Annotated in this window: 27 protein-coding genes; 12 read left to right on the forward strand and 15 right to left on the reverse strand. The window is 62.1% G+C overall.

What is annotated here, in order from left to right; genetic code table 11:
* Positions 1-11: 11 nt before the first annotated feature.
* Positions 12-812: a transporter substrate-binding domain-containing protein gene (locus tag HYX42_RS10275; RefSeq protein WP_293402558.1), complete on the forward strand. Its 801-nt coding sequence runs from the start codon at positions 12-14 to the stop codon at positions 810-812.
* Here HYX42_RS10275 and HYX42_RS10280 read toward each other — a convergent pair.
* Positions 809-1,699 carry an MBL fold metallo-hydrolase gene (locus HYX42_RS10280; protein WP_293402560.1) on the reverse strand — a complete coding sequence of 297 codons (891 nt, stop codon included), beginning with the start codon at positions 1,697-1,699 and terminating at the stop codon, positions 809-811. The genes HYX42_RS10275 and HYX42_RS10280 overlap by 4 nt on opposite strands.
* A 99-nt stretch (positions 1,700-1,798) precedes the next feature.
* Here HYX42_RS10280 and HYX42_RS10285 point away from each other — a divergent pair, with 99 nt between their 5' ends.
* The 4 genes from HYX42_RS10285 to HYX42_RS10300 are packed head-to-tail and all read left to right on the forward strand — an operon-like array spanning position 1,799 to position 3,653.
* The gene (locus tag HYX42_RS10285) at positions 1,799-2,122 is read left to right on the forward strand and encodes a metalloregulator ArsR/SmtB family transcription factor (RefSeq protein ID WP_293402562.1); all 324 of its coding nucleotides are present in this window, start codon (positions 1,799-1,801) and stop codon (positions 2,120-2,122) included.
* Between the two features lie 11 nt (positions 2,123-2,133).
* On the forward strand, positions 2,134-2,568 hold the full coding sequence (locus tag HYX42_RS10290) for a YeeE/YedE family protein (protein WP_293402564.1): 435 nt from the start codon (positions 2,134-2,136) through the stop codon (positions 2,566-2,568).
* 12 nt (positions 2,569-2,580) lie between these two features.
* Entirely contained in the window at positions 2,581-3,018 is a 438-nt protein-coding gene (locus HYX42_RS10295) for a DUF6691 family protein (RefSeq protein WP_293402566.1), read from the forward strand.
* A gap of 17 nt (positions 3,019-3,035) precedes the next feature.
* The gene (locus tag HYX42_RS10300) at positions 3,036-3,653 is read left to right on the forward strand and encodes a DUF599 domain-containing protein (protein WP_293402568.1); all 618 of its coding nucleotides are present in this window, start codon (positions 3,036-3,038) and stop codon (positions 3,651-3,653) included.
* 241 nt (positions 3,654-3,894) lie between these two features.
* On the opposite strand, the gene eda is transcribed toward HYX42_RS10300, so the two are convergent.
* From eda to HYX42_RS10315, 3 genes are all read right to left on the reverse strand, one after another.
* The gene (gene eda / locus HYX42_RS10305) at positions 3,895-4,563 is read right to left on the reverse strand and encodes a bifunctional 4-hydroxy-2-oxoglutarate aldolase/2-dehydro-3-deoxy-phosphogluconate aldolase (RefSeq protein ID WP_293402570.1); all 669 of its coding nucleotides are present in this window, start codon (positions 4,561-4,563) and stop codon (positions 3,895-3,897) included.
* Entirely contained in the window at positions 4,554-6,479 is a 1,926-nt protein-coding gene (locus tag HYX42_RS10310; RefSeq protein ID WP_293402572.1) for a dihydroxy-acid dehydratase, read from the reverse strand. Before HYX42_RS10310 ends, eda begins: the two co-directional genes overlap by 10 nt.
* 112 nt (positions 6,480-6,591) lie before the next feature.
* A complete protein-coding gene (locus HYX42_RS10315; protein ID WP_293402574.1) occupies positions 6,592-7,137 on the reverse strand; it encodes an OmpA family protein in 546 nt (181 codons plus the stop codon).
* A 116-nt stretch (positions 7,138-7,253) separates the two neighbouring features.
* On the opposite strand from HYX42_RS10315, the gene HYX42_RS10320 reads away from it, so the two are divergent.
* Positions 7,254-7,802 carry a gamma-glutamylcyclotransferase gene (locus HYX42_RS10320; protein WP_293403467.1) on the forward strand — a complete coding sequence of 183 codons (549 nt, stop codon included), beginning with the start codon at positions 7,254-7,256 and terminating at the stop codon, positions 7,800-7,802.
* Here HYX42_RS10320 and HYX42_RS10325 read toward each other — a convergent pair.
* A complete protein-coding gene (locus HYX42_RS10325) occupies positions 7,799-8,359 on the reverse strand; it encodes a nucleotidyltransferase family protein (protein ID WP_293402576.1) in 561 nt (186 codons plus the stop codon). The genes HYX42_RS10320 and HYX42_RS10325 overlap by 4 nt on opposite strands.
* A 20-nt stretch (positions 8,360-8,379) precedes the next feature.
* On the opposite strand from HYX42_RS10325, the gene pdxH reads away from it, so the two are divergent.
* The gene (gene pdxH / locus HYX42_RS10330; RefSeq protein WP_293402580.1) at positions 8,380-9,030 is read left to right on the forward strand and encodes a pyridoxamine 5'-phosphate oxidase; all 651 of its coding nucleotides are present in this window, start codon (positions 8,380-8,382) and stop codon (positions 9,028-9,030) included.
* A 91-nt stretch (positions 9,031-9,121) separates the two neighbouring features.
* On the opposite strand, the gene folK is transcribed toward pdxH, so the two are convergent.
* Genes folK through HYX42_RS10355 form a run of 5 tightly spaced genes read right to left on the reverse strand, consistent with a single transcriptional unit; the run spans position 9,122 to position 13,768 of the window.
* Positions 9,122-9,688: a 2-amino-4-hydroxy-6-hydroxymethyldihydropteridine diphosphokinase gene (folK, locus tag HYX42_RS10335; protein ID WP_293403469.1), complete on the reverse strand. Its 567-nt coding sequence runs from the start codon at positions 9,686-9,688 to the stop codon at positions 9,122-9,124.
* Entirely contained in the window at positions 9,648-11,264 is a 1,617-nt protein-coding gene (pcnB, locus tag HYX42_RS10340) for a polynucleotide adenylyltransferase PcnB (RefSeq protein ID WP_293402582.1), read from the reverse strand. The genes folK and pcnB overlap by 41 nt, the downstream gene beginning before the upstream one ends.
* A 34-nt stretch (positions 11,265-11,298) precedes the next feature.
* The gene (locus HYX42_RS10345; RefSeq protein WP_293402584.1) at positions 11,299-11,979 is read right to left on the reverse strand and encodes an HAD family phosphatase; all 681 of its coding nucleotides are present in this window, start codon (positions 11,977-11,979) and stop codon (positions 11,299-11,301) included.
* Positions 11,980-11,988: 9 nt separating this feature from the next.
* A complete protein-coding gene (hda, locus tag HYX42_RS10350; RefSeq protein WP_293402586.1) occupies positions 11,989-12,675 on the reverse strand; it encodes a DnaA regulatory inactivator Hda in 687 nt (228 codons plus the stop codon).
* Positions 12,676-12,697: 22 nt separating this feature from the next.
* Positions 12,698-13,768: an AI-2E family transporter gene (locus HYX42_RS10355; protein WP_293402587.1), complete on the reverse strand. Its 1,071-nt coding sequence runs from the start codon at positions 13,766-13,768 to the stop codon at positions 12,698-12,700.
* A gap of 154 nt (positions 13,769-13,922) precedes the next feature.
* Between HYX42_RS10355 and purM the strand changes: the two genes are divergently transcribed.
* Together purM and HYX42_RS10365 are read left to right on the forward strand one after the other, a co-directional pair.
* On the forward strand, positions 13,923-14,954 hold the full coding sequence (gene purM / locus HYX42_RS10360; RefSeq protein ID WP_293402589.1) for a phosphoribosylformylglycinamidine cyclo-ligase: 1,032 nt from the start codon (positions 13,923-13,925) through the stop codon (positions 14,952-14,954).
* A gap of 151 nt (positions 14,955-15,105) precedes the next feature.
* The gene (locus HYX42_RS10365; protein WP_293402591.1) at positions 15,106-16,137 is read left to right on the forward strand and encodes a ParA family protein; all 1,032 of its coding nucleotides are present in this window, start codon (positions 15,106-15,108) and stop codon (positions 16,135-16,137) included.
* On the opposite strand, the gene HYX42_RS10370 is transcribed toward HYX42_RS10365, so the two are convergent.
* The 5 genes from HYX42_RS10370 to HYX42_RS10390 form a co-directional block, all read right to left on the reverse strand.
* Positions 16,134-16,985: a tetratricopeptide repeat protein gene (locus HYX42_RS10370; protein WP_293402593.1), complete on the reverse strand. Its 852-nt coding sequence runs from the start codon at positions 16,983-16,985 to the stop codon at positions 16,134-16,136. The genes HYX42_RS10365 and HYX42_RS10370 overlap by 4 nt on opposite strands.
* Positions 16,986-17,048: 63 nt before the next feature.
* Entirely contained in the window at positions 17,049-18,566 is a 1,518-nt protein-coding gene (locus tag HYX42_RS10375) for a DHA2 family efflux MFS transporter permease subunit (RefSeq protein WP_293403471.1), read from the reverse strand.
* A 159-nt stretch (positions 18,567-18,725) separates the two neighbouring features.
* Entirely contained in the window at positions 18,726-20,054 is a 1,329-nt protein-coding gene (locus HYX42_RS10380; RefSeq protein ID WP_293402595.1) for an HlyD family efflux transporter periplasmic adaptor subunit, read from the reverse strand.
* 70 nt (positions 20,055-20,124) lie between these two features.
* Complete coding sequence (locus tag HYX42_RS10385; RefSeq protein WP_293403473.1) at positions 20,125-21,582, reverse strand: efflux transporter outer membrane subunit; 1,458 nt, start codon at positions 21,580-21,582, stop codon at positions 20,125-20,127.
* An 88-nt stretch (positions 21,583-21,670) separates the two neighbouring features.
* Positions 21,671-22,204, reverse strand: a complete 534-nt coding sequence (locus tag HYX42_RS10390) for a MarR family transcriptional regulator (RefSeq protein ID WP_293402597.1) — start codon at positions 22,202-22,204, stop codon at positions 21,671-21,673.
* A gap of 77 nt (positions 22,205-22,281) precedes the next feature.
* Here HYX42_RS10390 and HYX42_RS10395 point away from each other — a divergent pair, with 77 nt between their 5' ends.
* The 3 genes from HYX42_RS10395 to HYX42_RS10405 all read left to right on the forward strand — a co-directional run bounded on the left by HYX42_RS10395 (position 22,282) and on the right by HYX42_RS10405 (position 26,722).
* Positions 22,282-24,084: an ABC transporter transmembrane domain-containing protein gene (locus HYX42_RS10395; RefSeq protein WP_293402599.1), complete on the forward strand. Its 1,803-nt coding sequence runs from the start codon at positions 22,282-22,284 to the stop codon at positions 24,082-24,084.
* Positions 24,085-24,242: 158 nt separating this feature from the next.
* Positions 24,243-25,250 (forward strand): tripartite tricarboxylate transporter substrate binding protein, encoded by a 1,008-nt coding sequence (locus tag HYX42_RS10400; RefSeq protein ID WP_293402601.1) that lies wholly within the window; start codon positions 24,243-24,245, stop codon positions 25,248-25,250.
* Positions 25,251-25,393: 143 nt separating this feature from the next.
* A complete protein-coding gene (locus HYX42_RS10405) occupies positions 25,394-26,722 on the forward strand; it encodes a Glu/Leu/Phe/Val dehydrogenase (RefSeq protein WP_293402603.1) in 1,329 nt (442 codons plus the stop codon).
* The last annotated feature ends 181 nt before the right edge of the window (positions 26,723-26,903 follow it).

Below are 26,903 nucleotides of genomic sequence, written 5' to 3' on the forward strand. Positions count from 1 at the left end.
CAGCTTCATTCATGCGCCCGCCCCTTCGCACGTTTGCAGCCCTTCTTCTCTGCACTGCGATGGGCGCGATGGCGCAGCAGGCCGGCCTTGTCAGCGCACCTGTCCTGCGTGCAGCCTACATATCAACAAACCACGCGCAGGCGGTGCGTGACCCGCAAAGCGGTGAGTTTCGTGGCGTGTCTGCAGATGTCGCACGCGATCTGGGCCGGCGCCTGAACAAACCTGTAGAAATTCTTCCGCAGGCCACGGCTGCAGACGTGATCAGCGCAGTGCAAAAGGGCGAGGCAGACATCGGCTTTGTGGCGCCCAACCCGGCGCGCATGGTGCTGGCGTATTCACAGACCTACATGCTGGTGCAGCAGAGCTTTCTGGTGCGCGAAAGCAGCAGCATCAAAAGCACCGCAGACCTGGACCGCGCAGGCCAGGTGCTGGGTGCCAACACCGGTGATTCGGTAGGCACTTACATCAAGGGCAACTTCAAACAGGCGCAGGTGCTTGAAAGCCCCGACTACACCATGCAGGAGGCGGTGCGCTGGCTGGCTGATGGCAAGGTCATCGCGTTCGGCGGCAACCGCCAGCGCCTGGGCATGGCGGCAGCCATCGACAAAAGCCTGGGCCTGCGTTTGCTGCCTGACAACCTCTATGCCGTGCCGCAGGCGATTGCCGTCAACCCTGGCAACCCTGCCCTGCTGGCATTTGTGAACAGCGCGCTGGACGAGATGCGCAACTCTGGTTTTCTGGAAGCAGCAGTCAGGCGTGGCGGTGTTGAGGGTGTGGGTGTTGCACCTCCGAACCCTCAACCTTCACGCTAACCCAACGCGTTCAGCGGAATCTTCAGATAACTCACGCCATTGGCCTCGGCTGGCGGCATCTCACCCGCGCGGATGTTGACCTGTATGGATGGCAGGATCAGGGTGGGCATGCCCAGCGTGGCGTCCCTCGCAGCGCGCATGGCCACAAACCCCTCTTCACTGATGCCCTCATGCACGTGGATGTTTTTGGCGGCCTGATCACCCACGGTGGTCTGCCACTGCGCTTCGCGTGACTCGGGTGGATAGTCGTGGCACACAAACACTTTTGTCTCTGGCGGCAAGGCCAGCAGCTTGCGTATGGACCTGAACAACACGTGCGCATCGCCGCCGGGAAAGTCTGCGCGCGCCGTGCCGACATCGGGCATGAAGAGCGTGTCGCCCACAAAAAGTGAATCGCCCACACGGTAGGCCATGTCGGCCGGGGTGTGCCCGGGCACCAGCATTGCCGTCGCCTCCATGTTGCCAATCATGAAAACCTCACCATCGGCAAACAGGTGGTCAAACTGGCTGCCGTCCGGCACGAACGACTGCTCGAGATTGAAGATGGCCTTGAAGGTGGATTGCACCGTGCGGATGTTTTCGCCAATGGCAATTCGGCCGCCGACCTGCTCCTTGAGATAGTGGGCCGCAGACAGGTGGTCAGCATGGGCGTGGGTTTCAAGAATCCAGTCCACCTGCAGGCCCTGCGCCCTGACGAAGGCCAGTACCTGGTCGGCTGAGGCGGTACTGGTGCGGCCGGATTTGGGGTCGTAATCCAGCACAGGGTCGATGATGGCGGCGCGGCGCGACTGGGTATCAGCCACCACATAGGTGACCGTCCATGTGGCCGGGTCGAAAAACGCCTGGGTGGCTGGATGGGGGTGGGGGAGTGCCTTCTGCGTGCTCATGAGGATGTGTCCTTGTTTTTACACTATGTTGACATACATTATATAAATTAATATAATATTTGCAAGCCAATTGAAATCAATGTTTTAAAAGCAGAAGCCATGACACAAGCAACAACCGTTCTCGATACCGGGCGCCTGCGCGAAGCAGCCGGCCATGCCGTGGGCGTGCTGAAGACGCTGGCCAATGAAGACCGCCTGCTGCTCCTGTGCCAGTTGTCTCAGGGCGAGCGTTGCGTGAGCGAACTTGAAGAACAGCTGGGCATACGCCAGCCTACGCTGTCACAGCAGCTCGGTGTGTTGCGCAACGAGGGGCTCGTCAACACCCGCCGCGATGGCAAGAACATTTACTACAGCGTGGCCACCCCGGCAACGCTGGAAATCCTGGCGGTGCTGTACCGCCTTTACTGCCCTGAACCCGCCTGAGGAACACCATCATGACCATCAACTGGAATGCATTTACACCCTGGTCTGCCCTGCTGGGCGGCATGTTGATAGGGCTGGCCGCCGCGCTGTTTGTGCTGCTCAATGGGCGCATTGCCGGCATCAGCGGTGTGCTGGGTGGCCTCCTGCGGCCCGTGCGAGGCGATATCGCCTGGCGTGCCGCCTTTGTATTGGGGCTGATCGGGGCACCGCTGGTTTATGCGCTTTTTGCCGTACTGCCGCCCGTTCAGATTGAGGCGGGCTACGGCACCCTCATCGTCGCCGGCCTGCTGGTCGGCGTGGGTACACGCTACGGCTCGGGCTGCACCAGCGGCCACGGCGTGTGCGGCCTGTCGCGCCTCTCGCCACGCTCGCTGGCGGCAACCCTTGCCTTCATGGGTGCCGGGTTCGCGACCGTGTTTGTGCTCCGCCACCTTCTGAAAATTTAAGGGAAACCCATCATGTTTGTACTGACGTCTTTACTCGCGGGCCTTGTGTTTGGTCTCGGCCTCATCGTCTCCGGCATGGCCAACCCGGCCAAGGTTCTGGGTTTTCTTGATCTGGCCGGCCCATGGGACCCGTCGCTGGCACTGGTGATGGGCGGCGCCATCGCGGTGGGCTTTTTCGCCTTCCTGCTGGCCAGAAACCGCACGCGCTCGCTGCTGGGCGCAGCCATGAGCTTGCCCGATGCGCGGCACATCGACCGCCGCCTGGTGCTGGGCAGCCTGTTGTTTGGCGTCGGCTGGGGCGTGGCGGGCTTTTGCCCCGGCCCCGGCCTTGTCGCGCTGGGCATGGGTGAGTCCAAGGGACTGGTATTTGTGGCGGCAATGCTGGCAGGCATGGTGGTGTTTGAGTTGGTCGAGAAGCTGCGCAGCCCGCGCCGGCTTCAATCAGCCTGAGCACGGATTCATCCATCATGGACACCCTGTCTTCAGGCTGGATTGCGGCCATCCTCACGGTGGCCATCCTGCTGGTGTACGAGATCACCCAGCTGCTGGTACAGCGTCGCAACCCCCAGCGCCTTGCACGCTCGGCGCATGCCGGCCTGCGTGAGGAATGGATGGCGGCACTGTCGCGGCAGCCGGGTTCGGAAATCCTGGCGGTCCAGACGCTGCGCAACGCATTGATGTCGGCCACCATGACCGCATCCACCGCCGCACTGGCGCTGATAGGCGCCGTGACGCTGAGCGCACCCTCGGTCGGAGTACTCGCCCACTTCAGCACCCGGCTGGCGCTGGAGCTCATGCTGATGACCATGTTATTTGCCTCGCTGGTGTGCTCTGCGATGGCCGTGCGTTACTACAACCACGCCGGATTTGTGCTGGCCATGCCGGTGGGTTCAGAAGAACGCAGCCGCTGGGCACCAACCGCCGCCGTGTACCTGCGCCGCGCAGGCCTGCTTTACAGCTGGGGCTTGCGCCACCTGCTGATGGTGGCGCCGATTCTGGCTGCCATCGTCTACCCCCTGGCTGGCCCCGTGGCGGCTGTGCTGGTGATACTGGCACTGGCTGCGTTTGACCGCTTTCCCGCTTGAAGGCACGCGTAAAGGCGTCTGCACAGACCGCGGGTTGGCGAACACAGCCCGGTTTTGCTATTAATTCAATAGCTGGTCACGTGCGTATTTAAAGGGCTGGAGGCCTATTTGATGCCTGAAAACGGCATTTTTCAGGCGTTTTTTGAGTTTTTTGCGCTTGTCGAAACCGCGCCTACACCAAAATTTAATGTATACGTTAAATTTTTGCCGTACACGTTAAAAACCGGCTTTCAGGAAACACTCAGGCCGACATCGGCTGCCTGAGAAGCCGGCAGGCCTGGTGCGCCAGCGCCGTGATCTGCGCCCAGCCGCCGCGCACCAGCGCATCGGCCGGCGTCAGCCAGGAGCCGCCCACACACACCACATTGGGCAGCGCCAGCAAATCAGGCGCGTTGGCGACCGTCACGCCGCCCGTGGGGCAGAAACGCACGTCGCCGAAAGGCCCGTTCCAGGCCTTGAGCAGCGCAGCACCGCCAATCTGCATGGCAGGGAAAAACTTCAGCTCGGTCAGGCCGTCTTCCTGCGCCATCATGACTTCACTGCCGGTGGCCACGCCGGGCAACAGCGGCAGACCGGCATCGCGGCAGGCCTGGCCGACCGCATGCGTGTAGCCGGGGCTGACGGCAAAGCGCGCCCCCGCCATGGCACAGGCCTGCGCATCAGCAGCCGTGCGTATGGTGCCGGCGCCGACGACCGCCTCTGGCACATCGCGCGCAATGGCTTCAATGCAGGCCAGCGCCTGCGGCGTGCGCAAGGTCACCTCCAGCATGCGTATGCCGCCGGCCACCAGCGCACGCGCCATGGGCACGGCGTGGGCCACGTCGTTGAGCACAATCACGGGGATGACGGGGGCGTCCTGCATGATCTGCAGGGGTGTGAGCTTGCCGCTCACGTCCATGTTCATGTCCATGACAAAGCTCCTTTTTCTGCCATCAGTGCACCACGGCGCATGCCGGTGAAAAGTTCACGCCCCATGCCCACGGCGTTCGCGTCGCGCAGGTCCTGCGGCATCACATCCGGCTGGCGCGCCGCCCATTCGGCCTCAGTCACCAGCACGTTGAGCCCGCCTGTCAGCGCATCGAGCCGAACCACATCACCATCACGCACTTTTGCCAGTGGGCCGCCTGCAGCCGCTTCGGGCGAGACATGAATCGCAGCGGGCACCTTGCCTGATGCGCCGCTCATGCGCCCGTCAGTCACCAGCGCGACCTTGAATCCCTTGCCCTGCAAAACCGCCAGCGGTGGCGTGAGCTTGTGCAGCTCGGGCATGCCGTTGGCCTGCGGGCCTTGCCAGCGCACCACGCAGATCACATCGCGGTCCAGCTCGCCCGCATTGAAGGCCGCGTGCAGGGCTTCCTGTGAATCAAAGAGACGCGCGGGCGCTTCAATCACGTGGCGATCGTCCGGCACCGCAGACACCTTGATCACGCTGCGGCCCAGGTTGCCGGTCAACAGCTTGAGGCCGCCGGTGGCACTGAAGGGCTTGCTTGCCGGTCTAACGATGTCTTCGTCTTTTGAATCCCCAGTGTCATGCCATGCCAGCGCCACAGCTTCAAACCCCGGCACGCGCGTGTATTCACGAATGCCGCCCTGGCGCACCGTCAGCACATCGGCGTGCATGAAACCGGCATCCAGCAGCTCGCGAATAATTAGGCCGGGGCCGCCCGCGGCCTGGAACTGGTTCACGTCGGCGCTGCCGTTCGGGTAGACATGCGCCAGCGTCGGCACGGCATCGGACAGGTCGGAAAAATCATTCCAGTCGATGACGATGCCGGCCGAATGCGCCACGGCTACCCAGTGAATGAGGTGGTTGGTCGAGCCGCCTGTGGCCAGCAGCGCGACCATGGCGTTGACGATGGCTTTTTCATCGACGATCAAACCAATCGGAGGGCAACCTGGTGCCCCCACGCTTTTCACTTCGTGTAATGCGCTGCCCCCCGAGGGGGCTGATTTTCCTTGGGGCGGCCCGGCGGAAAATCGGTCACCACCAGTCTGACGACCCAGCACGGTGCGTGCAGCTTCACGCGTGAGCTCTTCGCGCAGCTGATTGCCGGGGTTCACGAACGCGGTGCCGGGCACATGCAGGCCCATGGCTTCGAGCAGCAGCTGGTTGCTGTTGGCCGTGCCGTAAAAGGTGCAGGTTCCGGAGCTGTGGTAACTCTTGAGCTCGGCATCCAGCAGGCCTTCGCGGCCGACCAGGCCCTGCGCGGCCTGTTCGCGCACGCGGGCTTTTTCCTTATTGGGCAGGCCGCTGCCCATGGGACCTGCAGGCACAAACACCGTGGGCAGATGGCCGAAATGCAGCGCGCCTATCAGCAGGCCGGGCACGATCTTGTCGCACACACCCAGCATCAGCGCGCCATCAAACATGTCATGCGATAGCGCGACGGCGGTGGCCATGGCGATCACGTCGCGGCTGAACAGGCTGAGCTCCATGCCCTCCGTGCCCTGTGTCACACCGTCACACATGGCAGGCACGCCGCCGGCGACCTGCGCAGTAGCGCCGGCCTTGCGCACTTCGTCCTTGATCAGGTCCGGGTAGGTCTTGAACGGCGCGTGGGCCGAGAGCATGTCGTTGTAGGCGGTGACGATGGCGATGTTGGGCGCACGGGCAGTGATGACCTTGAAGCGGTCATCCAGTGGAATGCCGGCAACAGCATGTGCGAGGTTGGCGCAGCCCATGCGGTCAGCGCCACGGTCACGGGTGGCCGCTGCCTGCAACTGGCGCAGGTAGGCGCCGCGCGTGGGCAGGCTGCGCTCGATGATGCGGGTGGTGACCTTGATGACAGCCGGATGCAGGCTGCCGGAAGAAAACTGCTGTGCCATGCGCTTCGACCCTGCGGTTGTAACTTAATTACAACCAATGGTAACCCCGGGGAAGCGCCTGCGCTGTAGTCCGGGTTACCAGTGGGTTACCGGAGCGGGGCTTAAATCTTTCTTATTGCAGCGCGACTTCCACGCGGCGCGCCTCGGCATTGCTGCCGCTGCCGCTCATCTGCTCGGGCTTTTTGAGTTCTATCTGCTGCTCGGGCACACCCGCAGCCTTGAGCGCATCACTGACCTTGATGGCGCGCAGTTTGGCAAGCGCTGCATTTTTATCGGCATCGCCTGTTGCATCATGAAACCCTGAAATCACCAGCTTGCGGCCCGTCTTTGCACCCTTGACCACATCAGCCAGCGCGTCACCCGCGCCAGAAGCCAGGTCGGCCTTGCCGGATGCAAAGTAAAACTTCACCACGCCGTTTTCAACCTTGACGCTGGCTGCGTCTGAAGCAGCCAGCGCGGCACTGGCCGCATCGGCAGGGGCTGAAGTAGCGGGCGCCGCCACTGCAAGTGTGTTGGCCGGTGCGGCCTTTGGCGTCGTGCCGACCTGCCCCGCCTTGAATATTGATATGCCGATGACGAACGCAACAACCAGCGCGATCAGGCCAAACACCACCGTGAGTACAAGGCCTTGCTGGCCGTCATCGTCCTGGGAAAACATCTTTTTTTATTCCTGTAAAAGCGTTGGAAGCAGCCGCATTGTAAAGTGGGGTTGTGGTGTTTCCCTCTCAAAAACCCCCTGTAACAAGTGCTTTCATCCCGCGCAATCCGGCGCGCATGCTGGAGGTGGTGCGCCGCGAGTGGGGCGGCAAAGGCGACCTCTGGATTTTTGGCTACGCCTCGCTGATCTGGCGGCCCGAGTTTGAATTTGCAGAGGAGCGTTTTGCAACCATCTACGGCTATCACCGCGCGCTCAAGATGTGGAGCCGACTCAACCGCGGCACGCCTGAATGCCCGGGGCTGGTGTTCGGCCTTCTGCATGGTGGCAGCTGCAGGGGCGTGGTTTTCAGGATCCCGCGCGCCCGCGTCGAGGCCTCACTGCCAGCCCTGTGGGAGCGCGAAATGCCCAACGGCGTGTATGACCCGAAATGGCTGCGCTGCCATACGGGCAAGGGCGATGTGCAGGCGCTGGCCTTCACGCTGTCAAAACGCAGCCCCAATCACACCGGCGTACTGAGCGAAGACGTCTACCGGCAGATTTTTTCAGATGCGTGCGGCCGCTACGGCACGACCAGAGAATATGCGCGGCTGACCTATGAGAAGCTCAAAACGCTGGGCATCAATGACCATGCGCTGGCGAAGCTGCTGAAGCTGGCGGACGACTAGGCAGCATCCTTGCGCTGTGCGAGCAGTGCTTCGGCGCGCTGCAAATCATCCAGCGTGTCAATGTCCGTCACCACACCGGCGTCATCAACATCGATCAATGCCACAGAGCCTGCAGCCATCTGCGCCTGCAACACCGATGCAGCGCCCCTGCTGCCTTCAAGCTGCAAAAGCGCCTGCCCGCAAACAGAACCAAAGCGCACGGGGTGGCCGCGCTGGCCTTCATGCACCGGCACCGTGACGGCCATGGATGAAGGTGCTGCAATGGCCAGCAAGGTTGAAGCCCTGACCAGCGGAAGGTCAGCCGGCAGGATCAGCCAGCCATCTGCGTCGGGCGTTGCGCGCACACCCGCTGCAATCGAATCACCCATACCCGGGCGCGAAGGGTCGGCCTGCACCACATGGAACGGCAAGCCGCTGGCCCTGACGGCATCCAGCACATGGTCAATGACAGGCCTGCCGCCCAGCAGGGCCTGCAGCTTGTGCACCTGCCCGCCCGACGCAGCAAAGCGTTCGCCGCGGCCGGCGGCCAGAACAATCACGACAGGTAGGGATGACATGCCCTCCTTATACTTCAGGCATGGCAGACACCCCCACATCCATCGCCGATCTCCGCAAGAGCTACGAGCGGGCTGAACTCAGCGAAGACGCTTCGCAGGCCGATCCGCTCAAGCAGTTTGAGCAGTGGCTGAAAGAAGCCATTGCGGCAAAGGTGCCCGAGCCCAACGCCATGACGCTGGCCACCGTCGGCAGCAACCTGCGGCCTTCAACCCGTGTGGTGCTCATCAAGGGCTATGACGAACGCGGCATTGACTGGTACACCAACTACGACAGCCGCAAGGGCATCGAACTGGCAGGCAACCCGTATGCGGCATTGCAGTTTCACTGGGTAGAGCTTGAGCGCACGGTGCGCATCGAGGGTGTGGTCGAAAAAGTATCTGCCGAAGAAAGCGACGCCTATTTCAACAGCCGGCCGCTGGACTCGCGCATAGGCGCCTGGGCCAGCCCGCAGAGCGAGGTGATCCCAAGCCGCAGCGTGCTGGTCACCAACGCTGCCAAATACGGCGCCAAATTTCTGCTGCAACCGCCGCGTCCGCCGCACTGGGGCGGCTACCGCCTCAAGCCGGACAGCTGGCAGTTCTGGCAGGGGCGCAGAAGTCGCCTGCATGACCGGCTGCGCTACACGCTGCAGGCCGATGCGAACTGGTTGCGCGAGCGCCTGGCGCCCTAGCCTGGCGCGTCATCCCGGGCTTGACCCGGGATCCATGACTGCGGGTTCAGAGCAGCTTCAAACATCCCACTGAATGAACATGGATTGCGGGTCAAGCCCGCAATGACAGATCCTCAAGGCGTTTGATGGCTTGATGCGCGACAGCCTGCAATTGCGCAGCGCTGACTAAGGCAGGCGCGATTTCAGCCAAAGGCACCAGCACAAAGGCACGCTGCATCATGCGCGGGTGCGGCACTGTCAGTTGCGATGATTCAATCGTGCTGCTGCCGTAAAGCAGCACATCAAGATCAAGCGTCCGCGGCGCATTGATGTACGGCCTCTCGCGTCCGGCAGCCAGTTCGATACGCTGGAGTTCACCCAGCAGTTCAGGTGCGGTCAGCAGAGTCTGCACCTCAACCACAGCATTGAGGTAATCGCCGCCCGGCGCGCGCTGCTCGCCAGAGGCTCCCGTCTCAAGCGGCGCGGTTTTGTAGAGGCTTGATGTCTTTGTGAGCTGCGTCAGGGGCAGTTGTTTGACAGCGGCAATCGCCTGCCGCAAGGCCAGGGCCGCATCACCCAGATTGGCGCCGAGGGCGACGTAAGCCGTGACAGCGTCCCTGGCACCCACGTCGAAGTCCTCAGTCGGCAGACCCGGTGTCCGAAGGCGAAGAATGGCCAGCACCGTCAGCAGATCCGCCGGCACGATTGACGGGCTTGCGGCGGCGACGGCGCTTTTTCGCCGGGGCTGAACCGTCCGGGGGCACGGCAGCATCTGCCGGGGCGAAATCATCGTCACCCGCACGGGCCGGAGGACTTGCCGCTTCGGCATCCTGCCGCTTCACGCGCGTACGCGGCTGCTGTGGCCTGCCCTGCTGCTCCAGCCGCGCGGCTTCAATCATGGCATGGCGCTCGTCGTCATAGGCGGTGCTGAATTTCTCCCACCACTCGGCCAGTTCCATGTCGATCTCGCCGGTCTGCGCGCGCAGGCGCAGGAAGTCGAAACCGGCGCGAAAGCGCGGCTGCTCCAGCAGCGAGTAAGGCGAAGAGCCCACGCGCTTTTCAAAACGCGGCTGCATGGTCCATATCTCGCGCATGTCTGTGCCCAGCTTGCCGCGGCCCGTCACGTCACCAATCTTGGCATTGAAGGCATCGTCAATCGCATCCTGGAGTGCGGGCATGGTGTGCTCGCCGAGCTTGCGCCGTTTCTCCCAGCCCTCACGCACGTCCACCCACAGCACACATGACAGCAGAAAGCTCGGCGCAACGGGTTTGCCTTCGCCAACCCGGCGGTCGGTGTCTTTCAACGCAAGGTTGAGAAAGGGCTCTTCGGCCGCCTCGACCACCACGTCCAGCAAGGGATAGATGCCGGTGTTCAGACCCAGCGCCTTGAGTTGCGCCACGCTGGCAATCGAATGCCCGGTCTGCAGCAGCTTGAGCATTTCATCAAACAGGCGCGACTGCGGCACGTCGGCCAGCAAGCCCTTCATCTCCGCAAGCGGGGCAACGGTCTTGTCCTCGAACTTGAAACCCAGCGCTGCCAGCTTGGCCGAGAAACGCACCGCCCGGATGATGCGCACCGGGTCTTCGCGGTAACGCACAACCGGGTTGCCTATCATGCGGATGATGCGTTTTTTGGCATCGCGAATACCGTTGTGGTAATCGACGACGATCTGGGTCTCAGGGTCGTAGTACATGGCGTTGATGGTGAAGTCGCGGCGCGCCGCGTCTTCTTCCATCGGGCCCCAGACGTTGTCGCGCAGCACGCGGCCAGATGCATCGACCGCGTGTTTCATGCCGGCCAGTTCGCTCTTGCTGGTCCGTTCATTGCCGCCCACCTGCTCGGCCAAGGCGCTGTCGAGGTGCGCGCGGAAGGTCGACACCTCGATCACCTCATGCTCGCGGCCGCGGCCATAAATGACGTGCACGATGCGAAAACGCCTGCCGATGATGAAGGCGCGGCGAAACAGCTGTTTGACCTGTTCGGGCGTGGCGTCGGTGGCCACGTCGAAGTCTTTGGGGCGCAAGCCGACCAGCAGATCGCGCACCGCGCCGCCGACGATGTAGGCTTCAAAACCCGCTTCCTTCAGCGTATGCACCACGTCCCAAGCACGTTCATCGACCAGCTTGGGGTTGATGCCGTGGTCCTTGACGCCGATTTCCTGGCGGGTTCCGTAGGGGGATTTCTTGACCCGTTTGGTGGCGGCTTCGGTGGTGCCGGACTTGCCAAACAGCTTGTCGATAAATTTTTTGATCATGAGGTCGCGATTTAGGGAAGCCTGAAAACCTGATTCAGGCCCCGAACAGGTCAAGTATGCGCCATCCGCGCTTTGTGGCGAGTGCACGCAGGCGCTCGTCCGGATTGGTGGCCACGGGATGGGTCGCTTTTTCAAGCAGGGCCAGGTCATTCATGGAGTCGGTGTAGAAAGTGGTTTCGACATCGTTCCAGCCCAGACCACGCTCTGCGAGCCAGGCTTCAACGCGGGTGACCTTGCCTTCGCGAAACGACGGTATGCCCTTGATGTCGCCTGTAAACCAGCCAGAATCATCACGCTCAAGCTCTACCGCGATCAGGTCCTTCACGCCAAAAACGCTGGCGATGGGGCGTGTCACAAACTCATTGGTGGCCGTGACGATGACGACCTCTTCACCGGCATCCTGGTGGCCCTTGACCAGCTCAAGCGCCTGTTGGGTGATGCCTTTGCCTACAACCGCTTTCATGAAACGCCCATGGCCGGCCAACGCTTCGGCCTCGCCCTTCTCGCGGATGGCCTGGGTGGCGAAGCGCACGTACTCGTTGATGTTCAGCGTGCCGGCCCGGTACTGCTCAAAAAATTCGGTGTTGCGGCGCTTGAACTCCGTGCTGTCGCACCAGCCTTCGGCGATGGTGAACTCACCCCATTCGTAATCGGAATCCAGCGGGATAAGGGTGTGATCAAGGTCAAATAGCGCTATCTTTTTGCGGGCAGTCATGGGCAATCGTTATTGGTTTTCAAGCATGGACTTGATCAGCGGTATGGTGATGGCGCGCTGGGTTTGCAGGGCATAAGCATCGAGCTGGTCAAGCAACTGCATGAGGCTGCTCAGATCGCGCGAAAAGCGGGTCAGCATGAAGTCCATGGCCTCGTCACTCAGGAAGACACCACGCGCATCAGCCTCACGCCTGAGCACGGCCCGGCGTTCGGTTTCGGTCAGTGCATGCAGCTCAAACACATGGCCCCAGCCCAGGCGCGAACGCAGGTCATCACGCAGCACAAGGTCGGCCGGCGGCAGGTTGCCCGCCGCAAGCACCCAGCGCGGGTGGCCGTCGGCCGAACTCAGCGCATTGACAAACCAGTTGAACGCGGCCTGCTGCTGCACAGCCGTATAGAGGTGGCATTCATCGAGGATCACACCGGCCCAGGACTCGTCAAACGCCGGCGGCTCCAGTACAGAAGCATCCAGCCAGCCGGTGCGGGCGCCCTGCTCCCGCAATGACTCGGCCACCGCTTTCAGCAAATGGGTTTTTCCGCTTCCGGGTGCGCCCCAAAGATAGGTTGGCACGGGTGAGCGCAGGCTGTTGCCGGCCCAGAGCTCAAGATGCCTGAGCGCAGCCTCATTCGGGCCGGCAAAAAAATTGGAAAACGACGGAACAGAAGCCAGCCCGATATCAAGTGCAATCTGTTTCATGCCTGACATATGTATCTGTGCATCAGCCCTGGTAAAGCTTGCTGGTCATGTAGCTCACCTTGATGCGGCGGATGGCCACCAGCAGCACCGCGCTGGCGGGCAGCGCAATGAGAACACCGACAAAACCGAAGAGCTGGCCGAATGCCAGCAGTGCAAAAATCACCACCAGCGGGTGCAGGCCTATGCGCTCACCCACCAGGCGAGGCGTGAGGAAGAGGCTCTCGACCACCTGCCCGATGCCGTACACCACACTCACCATGACCAGCACCTTGAGCCCGGCGAACTGCAGCAGGCCAGCCAGGACGGCCAGGATAAGGCCGATGCCGAAGCCGACATAGGGAATGAACATGGCCAGACCCGTGAATACACCGATGGGCAGGGCCAGGTCCAGCCCGAAAAGCGCCAGCCCTATGGCATAAAACGCCGCCATGATGAGCATCACCAGCAACTGGCCGCGCAGGTACTGGCCCAGCACGCTGTCGGCCTCATCGGTAAAACTGTCCACACCGGCGCGCATGCCCAGGGGCACCAGTTCCAGCAGGCGCGAGACAAACCTGTCCCAGTCCATGAGCAGGTAAAACAGCGCGACGGGAATCAGCATGGCATTGCCAACCAGGGTCAACGCCACGCTGCCACCCAGCTTGAGTGACGACAACAGCGAGCCGAAGGCGTCTTCGTAATTGGCATTGAGGTACTTGAGGGCGAAGGCCTTGATGCTGGGCACGTCGAGCGCCACATTGATGCCGAACTGCGCCAGCCAGGGCGACAGGCCGGTGTTGAGGCGGTCCGCCAGCACGGGAATCTGCTCGCGCATCATGGGCAGTTCCTTGACCAGGATGGGCACGATGAGCAGCAGCAGGCCCAGCAGCGCAATCAGGAAAAGCACCTCGACGATGATGACGGCGATCACGCGCGGCATGCGGCCGTTGCCGATGCGGTCAATGCGGTTGACCAGGGGCGTCAGCGCATATGCGAGCACGGCCGCCACTACAAACGGCGTGAGCACCGGGCCCAAAAGCCACAGGGCCAGAACAACCACCGCGGCAATCAGGCACCAGGCAGATGCGCGTTTTTGGGTGTTGGTGAATTGCATAAAGCCCTGTAAAGCGCCGGCTAAGGCCTGGAAATCGGCCCTTTGCAGAGCCTTTAGAATCATGCCTTGATTCTATCGGGCTCGAAATACCGGCAAAGACTGCCGGCAAGGCCCGCGTCCCTCCCGACTCCACCAGCCGCCCCCAAGACCCCACATGACGAATACCCCCCTTTCCTACAAAGACGCCGGCGTTGATATTGACGCGGGCGACGCGCTGGTCGAACGTATCAAGCCTCTGGCCAAAAAGACCATGCGTGAAGGCGTGCTGGCAGGTATTGGCGGTTTCGGCGCCCTGTTTGAAGTGCCCAAGCGCTACAAGGAGCCGGTACTGGTGAGCGGTACCGACGGCGTGGGCACCAAGCTGCGCCTGGCTTTTGAGTGGAATATGCACGACACCGTGGGTATTGACCTGGTGGCCATGAGCGTCAACGACGTGCTGGTACAGGGTGCAGAACCCCTCTTCTTCCTCGACTATTTCGCCTGCGGCAAGCTCGATGTAGACACCGCCGCCGCAGTTGTCGGCGGCATCGCCAAGGGCTGTGAGCTGAGCGGCTGTGCATTGATAGGTGGCGAAACGGCAGAAATGCCCGGCATGTACCCCGAAGGTGAATATGACCTGGCCGGTTTTGCCGTGGGCGCCGTCGAGAAGTCAAAAATCCTGACGGGTAAGGAAGTCAAGCCCGGCGACGTGGTGCTGGGCCTGGCCAGCAGCGGCGTGCATTCCAACGGTTTCAGCCTGGTCCGCAAATGCATTGAGCGCGCCGGCAGCGGCGCACCCGCCCAACTGGACGGCAAGCCCTTCAAAGAGGCCCTGATGGAGCCTACCCGCCTTTACGTCAGGAATGTGCTGGCGGCACTGGCCGCCCACCCGATCAAGGCGCTGGCCCACATCACCGGCGGCGGCCTGCTGGAGAACATTCCACGCGTGTTGCCAGAAGGCACTGCAGCCCACCTCAAAAAGGGCAGCTGGCCGCAGACAGAGCTTTTTGCCTGGCTGCAGAAAACCGCCGGCATTGACGATTTCGAGATGAACCGGACCTTCAACAACGGCATCGGCATGGTCGTTGTGGTGGACGCGGCCAACGCCCGGGCCACCGCCAAAACACTGGGCGACGCGGGTGAAAAGGTCTACGAGATTGGCGTAATTGCAGCGCTCGGGGATACCGCCCCGGTGCTTGTGGCCTGAAACCCAGCCCACTCCAGACCATCAAAAAGGCCTCAAATGAGGCCTTTTTGCTACAAAAACCCTAGCTGGGCAGGCTTGTGGCTGTTAGGCCTGCTGGACAATCAGGCCCAGTTGTATCAAACTGTGCCTCCGATTCGCTCACGGAACAGCCATGCCAGTCATCGCAGTCGTCAACCGCAAGGGCGGTAGCGGTAAAAGTACCCTCGCCGCACATATCGCGGCCTGGTGCTCGCGCCATGGCAGTTCCGTCATGCTGGGCGACGTAGACCGCCAGCAGTCTGCGCGCAACTGGCTCAAGCGCCGCGATGCATCCCTTCCCGCCATTGCCCCCTGGGCGGTTGACCAGAAAAACATGCTGCGCGTGCCCACCGGCATCACCCATGTCGTGCTCGATACACCGGGCGGCATGCATGGTTTCGAGCTTGCCCGGGTCGTGATGTTTGCCGACGCCATCGTCATGCCGGTTTGCAACTCCATGTTTGACCGCGAATCCGCCGCCGCATGCCATGCCGAACTGATGGCCATGCCGCGTGTCGCCAGCGGCCGCTGCAAGCTGGTCACCATAGGCATGCGCATTGATGGACGCACCAACGCCTCGCAGACGCTCAGGGACTGGTCTGAAAACCTGGGCGTGCCCTTTCTGGGTGCCTTGCGTGAAACCCAGCTCTATGTCAAAAGCCTCGAACGCGGCATGACAATTTTTGACCTGCCAAGTCAGGTGGCCGCCACCGATCTTCAGCAGTGGGAGCCGATTCTCGAATGGCTGGAGCAGGTGCTCTACCCGCAGCAGGCAGCCAATGACGCCGTGGTAGCTTCAGCGCCCCTCATATCACCAGCCCACAGACCCGTCGAGCAGTCCGTCCGCCATTCGCTGACGGGGCTTGCAGTCAACGCCGCCTCTGCGACTGCCAGCAGGCTCAGGCCTGGCGCCCCTGCTGCATCAGGCGGGCATCAGGCAGTAGCCGCACCGGCGGTAAAAAGCTCTTTGCCCAACAGTCTTGTACCGGCGCAGGAGTCGCTGGTTCACGGCGGGCGTTTGTCCGTACACGGCAGCGGCCGCGTCGGCAGCTCACCGGTGCTGGCCAGCGGCAAACCGGCCATGACGCGCAATGTCAATTCGCAGGATGGGCTGCAGATTCCGCAATTCCTCAAGCGTACGCCACTCCGGAGCGGTCAAAACTAGCTCGTTTCGCGGCGCAGTTGCTCCAGCCGTTTGGCGACTGAATCCAGGTCCTGCGCGTCTTCGGCCTGTTCAAGATACTTCTCAAGATCAGACACCGCCCTTTCGGCATGCCCCTGAACAGCCCAGGCCAGGCCGCGGTCGCGGTACTCGGGCCATGCGTCGGGCTGAAGAACGATGAGGCGGTCTTCCACCGCGATCAACCGTTGCCAGTCTTCCTGCGTCTTGTGGATTTCCTTCAGGTTGCGCAGCATGCGGCTGATGATCTCGCGTGGCGGGGCCGACTGCAGGTACAGGCCGATAGGCATTTCAAACTCTTCATCAAGCCGGCTTTTCTGCCTGAAAGGCTCAAGACGTTCTGACAACTCTTCGCGGCTCAATGACTGGCCGGTAAACGGGTCTATCACCACCTGGCCCTTGGGCAGATTGACCTTGACCATGAAATGCCCGGGGAAAGCCACACCGCGCGCATTCAAACCCAACCCTCCTGCCAGTTCCAGCCACAACACCGCCAGCGTGATGGGAATCCCGCGCCGGGTTTTCAACATGGCGTTCAGGTAGCTGTTGTCCGGGTCGTAATAGTCATTGATGTTGCCGCCGAAATTCAGGTCGTGAAAGAAGAACTGGTTCAGCAGGCGGAGTTTTTGCAGGGCCGAGGCATCGGCCGGCAGGCGGCGCTTGATGCGCGCCATCAACTGGTCCACATCGCCCAGCACCTGCTGCACGTCGAGGTCGGGGTATTCGTCCTGCGCGAGGCTGATGGCGGCTTCAAGCAGCGGAAAGTGTTCGTCGCTCTGGACCAGGCTGGCGAAGTACTGCAGCGGTGAAGGAACGTCCAGATTTAATGCCATGGCCCTACTGTCTCACAATTTTGGCGCCATGGCGACGCCCGTTGACTCACAGCAACAACGTGGTCAATGCGCCCCTGCCGCAGCATCCGCGCTGCTCGCTCCGCCGGCACCAGGTTTGGCCGGGCGTGCAAGATAAACCAGCGGTATCAGCGCCAGGAAGATGAGCGCCGACACATAAAACACATCGGATGCAGCAAGCATGTAAGCCTGCTGGTCCACCAGCCGGTTGATGGTGCCCAGCGCCTGGTCGGGCGTGAGCCCGGCGCTGCCCAGACCGGCCATCGCACTGTTCGCCGCCTGGCTGCCGGTGTTGACGCTGTCGGTGATATGCGCATGGTGCATGGCGGCGCGGTCCTGCCAGACGGTGGTGGCAATCGAGGTGCCGAACGAACCGGCCGTGATGCGCGCAAAGTTCGACAAACCCGAGGCCGCCGGAATCTTGTCGGGCGAAATGCCAGACAGCGTCAGCGTGACCAGCGGAATGAAGAAGAACGCCATGGCCACACCCTGGATGATGGTGGGGATCATGATGGTCCAGAAGTCGGCCTGGGTGTTGAAGTGGGAACGCATCCACAGCACCAGCGCGAAGGTCAAAAAGGCAAAGGTCGCCATCCTGCGCGGATCAACCCTGCCGATGTTCTTGCCAACGATGGGCGAGAACACCAGCGCCATCAAACCGACCGGCGCCATGATCATGCCGGCCTGCGTGGCGGTGTAGCCCATGAACTGCTGCAGCCAGAGCGGCAGCACCACCACGTTGCCGAAGAAGAGGCCATACCCAACCGACAGCGCCAGTGCACCGGCCCAGAAGTTGCGCCGTTTGAAGAGGCGCAGATCGACGACGGGATGTTCTTCAGTCAGTTCCCAGATCACAAACGCAATCAGTCCCACCAATGCGACGATGCCCAGCGCGATCACTTCGCCGGAGTGGAACCAGTCCAGCTCCTGCCCCTTGTCGAGCATGATCTGCAGCGCCCCAATCCACAGCACAAGTAGCGCCAGCCCCACCGAGTCGATCGGCAGCTTGCGTATCTGGCTTTCGCGCTTGTGGTAAATCTTCCATATCATGAAGGCTGCGGCAAAGCCGACCGGTATGTTGATGTAGAAAATCCACGGCCATGAAATGTTGTCGGTGATCCAGCCGCCCAGCAGAGGTCCAAGCACGGGCGCCACCAGCGTCGTCATGGACCACAGCGCCATCGCCAGCCCCGCCAGTGCCTTGGGGTAACTCGACAGCAGCAGCGTTTGCGAGAGCGGGATCAGCGGGCCGGCAGCCAGGCCCTGCATGATGCGGAAGATGATCAGCGTCGTCATGTTGGGCGCCAGGCCGCACAGCCAGGAGCTGATGACAAACAAAATCACGCTGATCATGAACAGGCGCACCTGACCGAAGCGCTGCGACAGCCAGCCGGTCAGCGGCACCGATATGGCATTGGCCACACCAAAACTGGTGATGACCCAGGTGCCCTGGTTGGGGCTGACGCCAAGGTCCCCCGCAATCGCAGGCAGCGACACATTCGCAATCGAGGTGTCGAGCACGTTCATGAAGGTTGCAGCCGACAGGGCCAGCGTGCCCCACATGCGGGCCGAGCCCGTCAGCGGCGGCAGCTCGATGTGCTCGTAGGGCCTTTCGGCCACTGGTGCAGGCGCTACGCCAGCCGTATCAGTAAGAGTTTCAGTAGCCATGAAAGCCCGGGAAGATGCCGAAAAATGCCGTTGAAGAAATCAGTAACCCGGGGTTTAGAACGTCGAGGTCACCAGGACGGGTTTGGACACCACGGCAGCTTTTGCCAGGTTTGAACTGGCGTCCACTTTCGCGGCACTGGCTTTCCCGGCGTTGGCTGCCACGACGGATTTGCCCATGTTCGCGGCAATCACACGTTTGACATCCTGGTCGGCTGCATCACCCGGCACGCCGTAAGCATGCACTTCAGCCTGCGCAGCAGGGCGCGGTGCGTCGGCCAGCGTCTTGCCGTCCTTGTTGCGCACATCCACTTCTGCGTCCATGGACAGACCCACACGCAGCGGATTGGCTTCGATTTCTTTCGGGTCCAGCGCGATGCGCACCGGCACGCGCTGCACCACCTTGATCCAGTTGCCGGTGGCGTTTTGTGCAGGCAGCAGCGAGAACGCTGCGCCGGTACCAGCGCCCAGGCCTGCAACCTTGCCCTTGTACTCAACCTTTTTGCCGTACACGTCAGCCATCAGCGTGACAGGCTGGCCGATGCGGATATTGCGCAGCTGCACTTCCTTGAAGTTGGCATCCACCCAGACCTGCTTGAGCGGGATGATGGACATCATGGGTGTGCCGGCCGCCACGCGCTGGCCGAGCTGCACTGTGCGTTTGGCGACATAACCATCAACAGGCGCAGGCAGTGCTGCACGTTGTGTGGCCAGAAAGGCTTCACGAACTTTGGCGGCTGCCATCAGCACGCTGGGGTGCTGCTCTACGCTGGTGCCTTCGGTCAGGGCCTGGTTGCTGGCAAGCTGCTCACGCGCGGCGACCACACCGGCCTGGGCCGCAGCCAGCGCGCTTTTTGCGTTGGCAAGTTGAGTCTCTGCATGGCCCAGTTCTTCGCGCGACACCGCACCGTTGCCGGTCAGCGACTGGCGGCGGTTGAGATCGTCGTTCGCCCGGGCGATCTCGCTCTGGGCCTTGGCCACATCAGCGTCGCGCAGCATGATCTGCGCAGACAGCGTGCCGTTGTTGGCATACAGCGTGCGCGCCTGGCGCACGGCCTGCGCCAATGCCGCTTCGGCCTGGTCTAGCGCCACTTTGGCATCCGCCGGGTCAAGCTGGACCAGCGGCTGGCCGGCTTTCACAAAATCGGTGTCGTCCGCCATGATGGCCAGCACCGTGCCACCAATTTGCGGCGTGATCTGGATCACGTTGCCCTGCACATAGGCGTTGTCGGTGGATTCGTAATGGCTGGCGACGAGGTATTCGTACACGCTCCAGCCCAGGCCGCAAACGACCACCACTGCAGCCAGTGCAGTGAGGGCTTTTTTGCGGGTGGGGTTGCCCTTGACCGGGCCGGGCGTGTTGGTGGCTGCTTGAGGTGCGTTCATGATGTTTGACTTCTGGCGTTGACTGGTTCAGGAAGGACGAATGTGTCTCTGTACTTTTGTCTCTGGCTTTTTATCGGGAGGCGGCGACGGTTTGCGGCAAGCCCTGCGCTGGCACGTAACCACCGCCCAGTGCGCGAATGAGTGCGACTTGCGTGTCGATTGCCCGGGCAGAAAGGTCTACCGCGCCACGGCGTTGCGCCAGTACATTGGTTTCGGCCGTCAGCACATTCAGGTAGTTGCCCAGCCCCGCCTTGTAGCGTTGCAACGCGATGTCGTAGGCGCCTTCCGTTGCCTGCTGCGCAGCGCGCTGCTCTGCCTGCTGGCGCGCAATCGCCTGAGATGAAGCCACCTGGTCGGCCACATCACGCACGGCGTCAAGCACGGCGGCGTTATAGCTTTCAACCGCTGCATCAAGGTCAGCCGTTTTGCCGCGCAGGTTCGCGCGCAGGCGGCCTGCATCAAAAATCGGCAGGCGAAGCGCGGGGCCGACGCCCCACTGCTGGCTGCCCGATTCAAACAGGCGGTTCAGGCCAATGCTTGAAAAGCCGGCGAATGCGACGAGGTTGATGTTGGGGTAGAACTGCGTTTTGGCATTGGCCACATCCTTGACGGATGCCTCGACGCGCCAGCGTGCAGCTGTGATGTCGGCGCGGCGGCCCAGCAGGTCTGCCGGAATGGCGGTTGCAGCGGCGACATTTCTAATCGCCGAGAGCTGTGGCGGAACGGTATTCAGCGCCACATCGGGCTGGCCGACCAGCGCACCCAGTGCGTTGCGCGTGAGGGCCATCTGCTCCTGCAACGATTCAAGCTGAAGGCGCGCTTCCGGCAGCCCGCCTTCGCTCTGGCGCAGTTCAAGCCGCGTGTCCAGGCCGGCGGTCACGCGGTCCTGCACCAGCTTGAGGGTCTCACCGCGTTGCGCCAGCGTGCGTTTGGCAACTTCGGCCTGCTCGTTGAGGCGGGCGAGCTGAAAGTATGTGCGCGCCACATTGCTGGCCAGCAGTATGCGTGCGGCTTCTGCATCTGCTTCAGCGGCGTGCATGCTGCCAAGGGCTGCATCAAGTGCAGCGCGGTTCTTGCCGAAGAAGTCGAGTTCCCAGCTTGCGTTGAGCTGGGCCGTGCCGGTTTCCTTGACGGTGCCAGCCAGCGGCGCAGGCACAAGGCCGTTTTTTGTATAGAGCTGCCGCGTCGCATCAAGCTGCGCATTGATTTGCGGCAGGGTTGCGGCATCGGCCACTTCAATCACGGCCTGCGCGCGCGCCAGTCGCGCCTGGGCGATCTTCAGGTTGGGACTGCTTGACAGCGCCTGGGCGACAAGGCGGTTGAGCTGCTCGTCACCAAAATCCTTCCACCACTCTGCGCCTGGTGTTGATGCCACAGGCAAGGCAGAAGACGCTGGCGCCTGCAAACCGACAGACGCCGCATCGCGCAGGGAAGCCGTTGGCGCAATGCCAGACATGTCGGCGCAGCCAGTGAGCCCCGTGGCTATCACGCCTGCGGCGAGCACACTGGCAGCCGCCACCATGGCCATGCGGAAAGACGCGTGCCACACAGGCAGGTCGCTGTTCAGGCGGGCCGTGCTTTCAGGCTGTGCGATACAGGCGTCACATGACGCGATTTCAGGCTTGTTGTTCATTTTCGGCAGACGATGGAATGCGGCGCAGAAAGCCCTTGAGCACCTGCCACTCTTCAGCAGAAAAACCGGAGAGATGCGCGTTCTGCACGCGGCAAAGAATCCCGGGGATGCCCTGGGCTGCAGTGCGGCCGGCGTCGGTCAGTTCAAGGTTCACCACGCGGCGGTCTTCTGACGAACGCACGCGGCGGCAGAGTTGCTTGGCTTCAAGCCGGTCCAGCAGGCGGGTCATGGACCCTGCGTCCAGTTCACAAGACCGGGCAAGCTCGGCCACCGTGGAAGCGGTTCCCATATAGAGCTTGAGCAGGGGCACCCATTGCGCATTGGTCAGGCCCGTGGGTTCAAGCTCGCGCTCGATCTGCTGGCTGGCTACCGAAATGATGCGCCGCATCAGATACGCGACGCTTTCATCCGGGTTGTAGCCTTTGGCACGATAAAACTCCACCATCGGGCATGTCAGGCCATCAATGAGGGGATTGCTTCCGGTTTGCGGATTTTGTGGAACGGTTTTTGAAGCCATGAGCAAATAATACATGCCTAAGCAAATATTGTCAAGGCGGTCTTTGTATGGGCAAACTTTGGCGCTAAACTTGCCCGATGGCCACCTCCCCTATCCCATCAGACGCGCCCAAGGGCTCTCCGCGCTCACTTTCAGGCCTGGTGCCCTTCCTGCGCCCTTACTGGGGGCGGATTGCGCTGGCGGGCTTTTTCCTGGTGATGGCTGCGATTGCGACGCTGGTGTTTCCGCTGGCGCTGCGCAGCCTGATTGATGGGGGGCTGGTCAATGGCAGCATGACTGCCGCGGGCAAGGGCGAACAACTGGTCGCCCTGCGCAGCCACTTTTTTGAACTGTTTGCCGTCGCTGCCGCGCTGGGCCTGTTTTCAGCCGGGCGCTTTTACATGGTGAGCTGGCTGGGCGAACGCGTGACGGCCGATTTGCGCAATGCGGTCTATTCGCACGTCGTGCAGCAAAGCCCCGAGTTTTTTGAAACCACACAGACCGGCGAGGTGCTGAGCCGCCTGACCGGCGACACCACGCTGGTACAAACCGTCGTCGGTTCATCACTGAGCATGGGCCTGCGCAACGGCGTGATGGGCGTGGGTGCACTGGTCATGCTGATCTATACCAACCCCTATTTGATGTTTCAGGTGCTGGGCGTGCTGGTGCTTATCGTCGCGCCCTCCGTCTGGTTTGGACGCCGCGTGCGCAAGCTCTCGCGCGCCAGCCAGGATCGCGTGGCCGATTCAAGTGCCATCGCAGCCGAGGTACTCAACGCCATCCCGGTGGTGCAAAGCTACACCGCAGAACTCCGCGAGGCAGCGCGCTTCAATGTCTCGACCACCAATGCCTTCAACGTCGCAGTGCGGCGCACAAAGGCGCGCTCGGTGCTCGTGGCCTTCATCATCATCGCGACGTCGGCAGCGCTGCTGTGGGGCCTGTACCAGGGCACGCAGGCCGTCATGCGCGGCGACATCAGCGCCGGCCACTTGGGCCAGACTGTTGTCTACGTGATCATTCTCGCCAGCGCGGCAGCCGTGTTGGGTGAGGTGTATGGCGACCTGCTGCGCGCGGCGGGCGCGACCGAACGCCTGATGGAATTGCTTGAATCGCGTTCGCCCGTGACCTCACCTGCCAACCCGGTCCCTGCAGCTGTGACGCAGGCGGGCAGCGCCGTCAGGTTTGAAGCCGTCAACTTTCATTACCCGTCGCGCCCCTTGCAACCCGCCCTGACCGATTTTTCGCTCAGCGTGGCACCCGGTGAAACCGTCGCCATCGTCGGCCCCAGCGGCGCCGGCAAAAGCACGGTGTTCCAGTTGCTGCTGCGCTTTTACGACCCGGCCTCTGGCCGCATAGAACTCGATGGCGTGCGCACTGCCGACATGTCGCTCGAGGACCTGCGCCAGCGTGTCGGCATCGTGCCGCAGGACGCCGTCATCTTTTCAACCAGCGCGCTGGAGAACATCCGCTACGGCAAGCCGGATGCGACCGAAGAAGAAACCAAAGCCGCTGCGAAAGCCGCGTTTGCGCACGACTTCATCAGCGCTTTGCCCGAAGGCTACGACACCTTCCTCGGTGAGCGCGGCGTGCGCCTGTCGGGCGGGCAGCGCCAGCGCATCGCGATTGCGCGCGCGATGCTGAAGAACTCGCCACTGCTGCTGCTCGACGAAGCCACCAGCGCGCTCGACGCCGAAAGCGAGCGCATGGTGCAGGCCGCGCTCGAATCGGCCATGCGCAACCGGACCACGCTGGTCATCGCCCACCGGCTGGCCACCGTGCAGCAGGCCGACCGCATCGTGGTGCTGGACCACGGCAAGCTGGTTGAACAGGGCACGCACGCCGAGCTGGTGCAGCGCGGCGGTGTGTATGCGCGGCTGGCAGCGCTGCAGTTCACGACCTGAAGTTCACGATCTGAGGTCATGGCCCGCAGGCCAGGCCCACGCAATAAACACATAACAGCTAGTGCGAGCGGCCGGAGTCTTCACGGCAAGGCCTGCCTAGAATCGTTCGCGTGCCAGCTCCCTGGCAACCATCGTCACACATGAAAAAAAGAGGCAACATGCGCAATCCAGAAAACACCACACTTCCCAACCGCCGTGCAGTCCTGCAGGCCCTCCCCGCGATCGCCGCTGCAGTGGCGCTGCCAGCCGCCGCACAGACCGGTGCCCGCCCCTACCCTGCCAGCCCCGTACGCGTGATCGTTCCGCACCCTGCGGGCGGCCCGGCCGACCTCATTGCGCGCGTGGCTGCAACGGAGCTGGGCAAGGGACTGAACCAGTCCTTCTTTGTTGAAAACAGGCCAGGTGGCGGCAGCCTCATTGGCGCAGCCGCCGTCGCCCAGGCCAAACCCGATGGCGAGACCCTGCTGGTGAATGCGTCTGTGCATGTCATCTACCCGGCCATGTTCAAGCAGATGAACTTTGATGTCATCCGCGACTTCACACCCGTCACGCAACTGACCACCGTTCCGCTGGTGCTCATGGTCAACCCGCAGCTACCCGTCAAAAACGTCAGGGAGCTGATCGCCTACGCCAAGGCCAATCCCGGCAAGCTGTCGTTCGGCTCTTCCGGCAACGGCGGCGCGCAGCATCTTGCAGCTGAGCTTTTCAAGCAGATGACGGGCACCTATATGGTCCACATCCCCTACCGCGGGGCCGCGCCCGCGCTGACCGACCTCATGGGCGGCCAGGTGCAGGTGATGTTTGACTCCATGACCTCATCGCTGCAGCACATCCGCAGCGGCAAGCTGCGTGCACTGGCAGTTACCAGCCTGCAGCGGTCCAGCCTGTTGCCGGATGCGCCCACGGTTGCCGAATCCGGTGTGCCGGGCTACACGCTGGCCAACTGGTACGGCATCTGGGCGCCGAAAAATACGCCGCCAGAAATCGCCAACCGCATTGCCGCAGAGATCGCCCGCACCTTCCGCACGCCCGAGATGTCTGCGCAGCTGCGTAATTCGGGGTCTGAAATCGTTGCCAGCACACCCGAAGAATTCGCAAAATTCTGCCTGTCTGAAAAAGAAAAATGGGCGAACATCGTCACCCGCTCGGGTGCAAAGCTCGACTAAAAGAGGCAGCCACATCAAGCTGGACGGCGGTTATGCATTTTTTGCATGAAAAGTAATCAGACCAGCCTTGGACATTTGCAGGCAGGACTCCTAAGCTCCGGGTATCGACTCTTCCAACCGATTCCCCCAACAGGAGTTTTCCCATGTCCAAGGCCACATCAACCGCGCAGGCAGCCGCAGCCGCTGTAGACCACAGCGCGCATCCCCTGCCCTCATACCTTGAGGCAGACAACCTGGGCCCCTGGGGCAACTACCTGCAGCAGGTTGACCGCGTCATCCCGCATCTGGGCAGCCTGGCGCGCTGGGCCGAAACCCTCAAGCGCCCCAAGCGCATCCTGATTGTTGACGTGCCCATCCACATGGACGACGGCACCGTGGCCCACTTTGAAGGCTACCGCGTACAGCACAACGTCTCGCGCGGTCCCGGCAAGGGCGGCGTGCGTTTTCACCAGGACGTGACGCTGTCTGAAGTGATGGCGCTGTCGGCGTGGATGTCGGTGAAGAACGCCGCCGTCAACGTGCCCTACGGCGGCGCCAAGGGGGGCATCCGTGTCGACCCCAAGAAGCTCTCGCGCGGCGAGCTGGAGCGCATGACGCGCCGCTACACCAGCGAGATCGGCATCATCATCGGCCCCAACAAGGACATCCCCGCACCCGACGTCAACACCAACGACCAGATCATGGCGTGGATGATGGACACCTATTCGATGAACACCGGCTCGACCTCGACTGGCGTGGTCACCGGCAAGCCGGTGGATTTGGGCGGCTCGCTGGGCCGGCGCGAAGCCACGGGGCGCGGCGTATTTACCGTCGGTGTTGAAGCCGCCAATCACATCGGGCTTGAAATCTCCGGCTCGCGCATCGCCGTGCAGGGCTTTGGCAACGTGGGCGGCGTGGCCGGCAAGCTGTTTGCAGAAGCCGGCGCGCGCATCGTCGCCGTACAGGACCACGGCGGCACCATCTACCGCGAAGCCGGGCTGGATGTGCCATCCCTCCTCAAGCACGTTGAAGAAAACGGCAGCGTCGGCGGCTTTCCCGAATCAGAAGTGATTGCCAGTGACAGCTTCTGGGATGTCGAGTGCGACATCCTCATACCCGCAGCGCTTGAGCAGCAGATCAACGCCAGCAACGCAGGCCGCATCAAGGCCCGCATGATCATCGAAGGTGCCAACGGCCCGACGACCCCGGCGGCCGACGACATCCTGCAGGAGCGCAACATCCTCGTGCTGCCCGACGTGATCGCCAACGCCGGCGGCGTGACGGTCAGCTACTTTGAATGGGTGCAGGATTTCTCCAGCTTCTTCTGGGACGAAGACGAAATCAATGCCAGGCTGGTGAAGATCATGAAGCACGCCTTCGCAGCCGTCTGGGCCGTGTCGCAAGACCAGAAAGTCAGCCTGCGCACGGCAACCTTCATCGTCGCCTGCAAACGCATACTGCACACGCGCGAGCTGCGTGGTTTGTACCCCTGAACTGCAGGCAGAGCCGCCCGACGGGGGGTGGTTAAGAGAAAACGGCGCTTTCGGGCGCCGTTTTTACTATGGTTGTGATAGCTGCTCACGTACGTATCTATTGGCCTGCAGCCGTTTTTATGCCTGAAAATGGGCATTTTTTGGCTGTTTTTGAGTGTTGAAAGACCTCGAACGATGCTTC

The organism is Polaromonas sp., from assembly GCF_016185115.1.
In the GTDB taxonomy this organism is placed as follows: domain Bacteria; phylum Pseudomonadota; class Gammaproteobacteria; order Burkholderiales; family Burkholderiaceae_C; genus Polaromonas.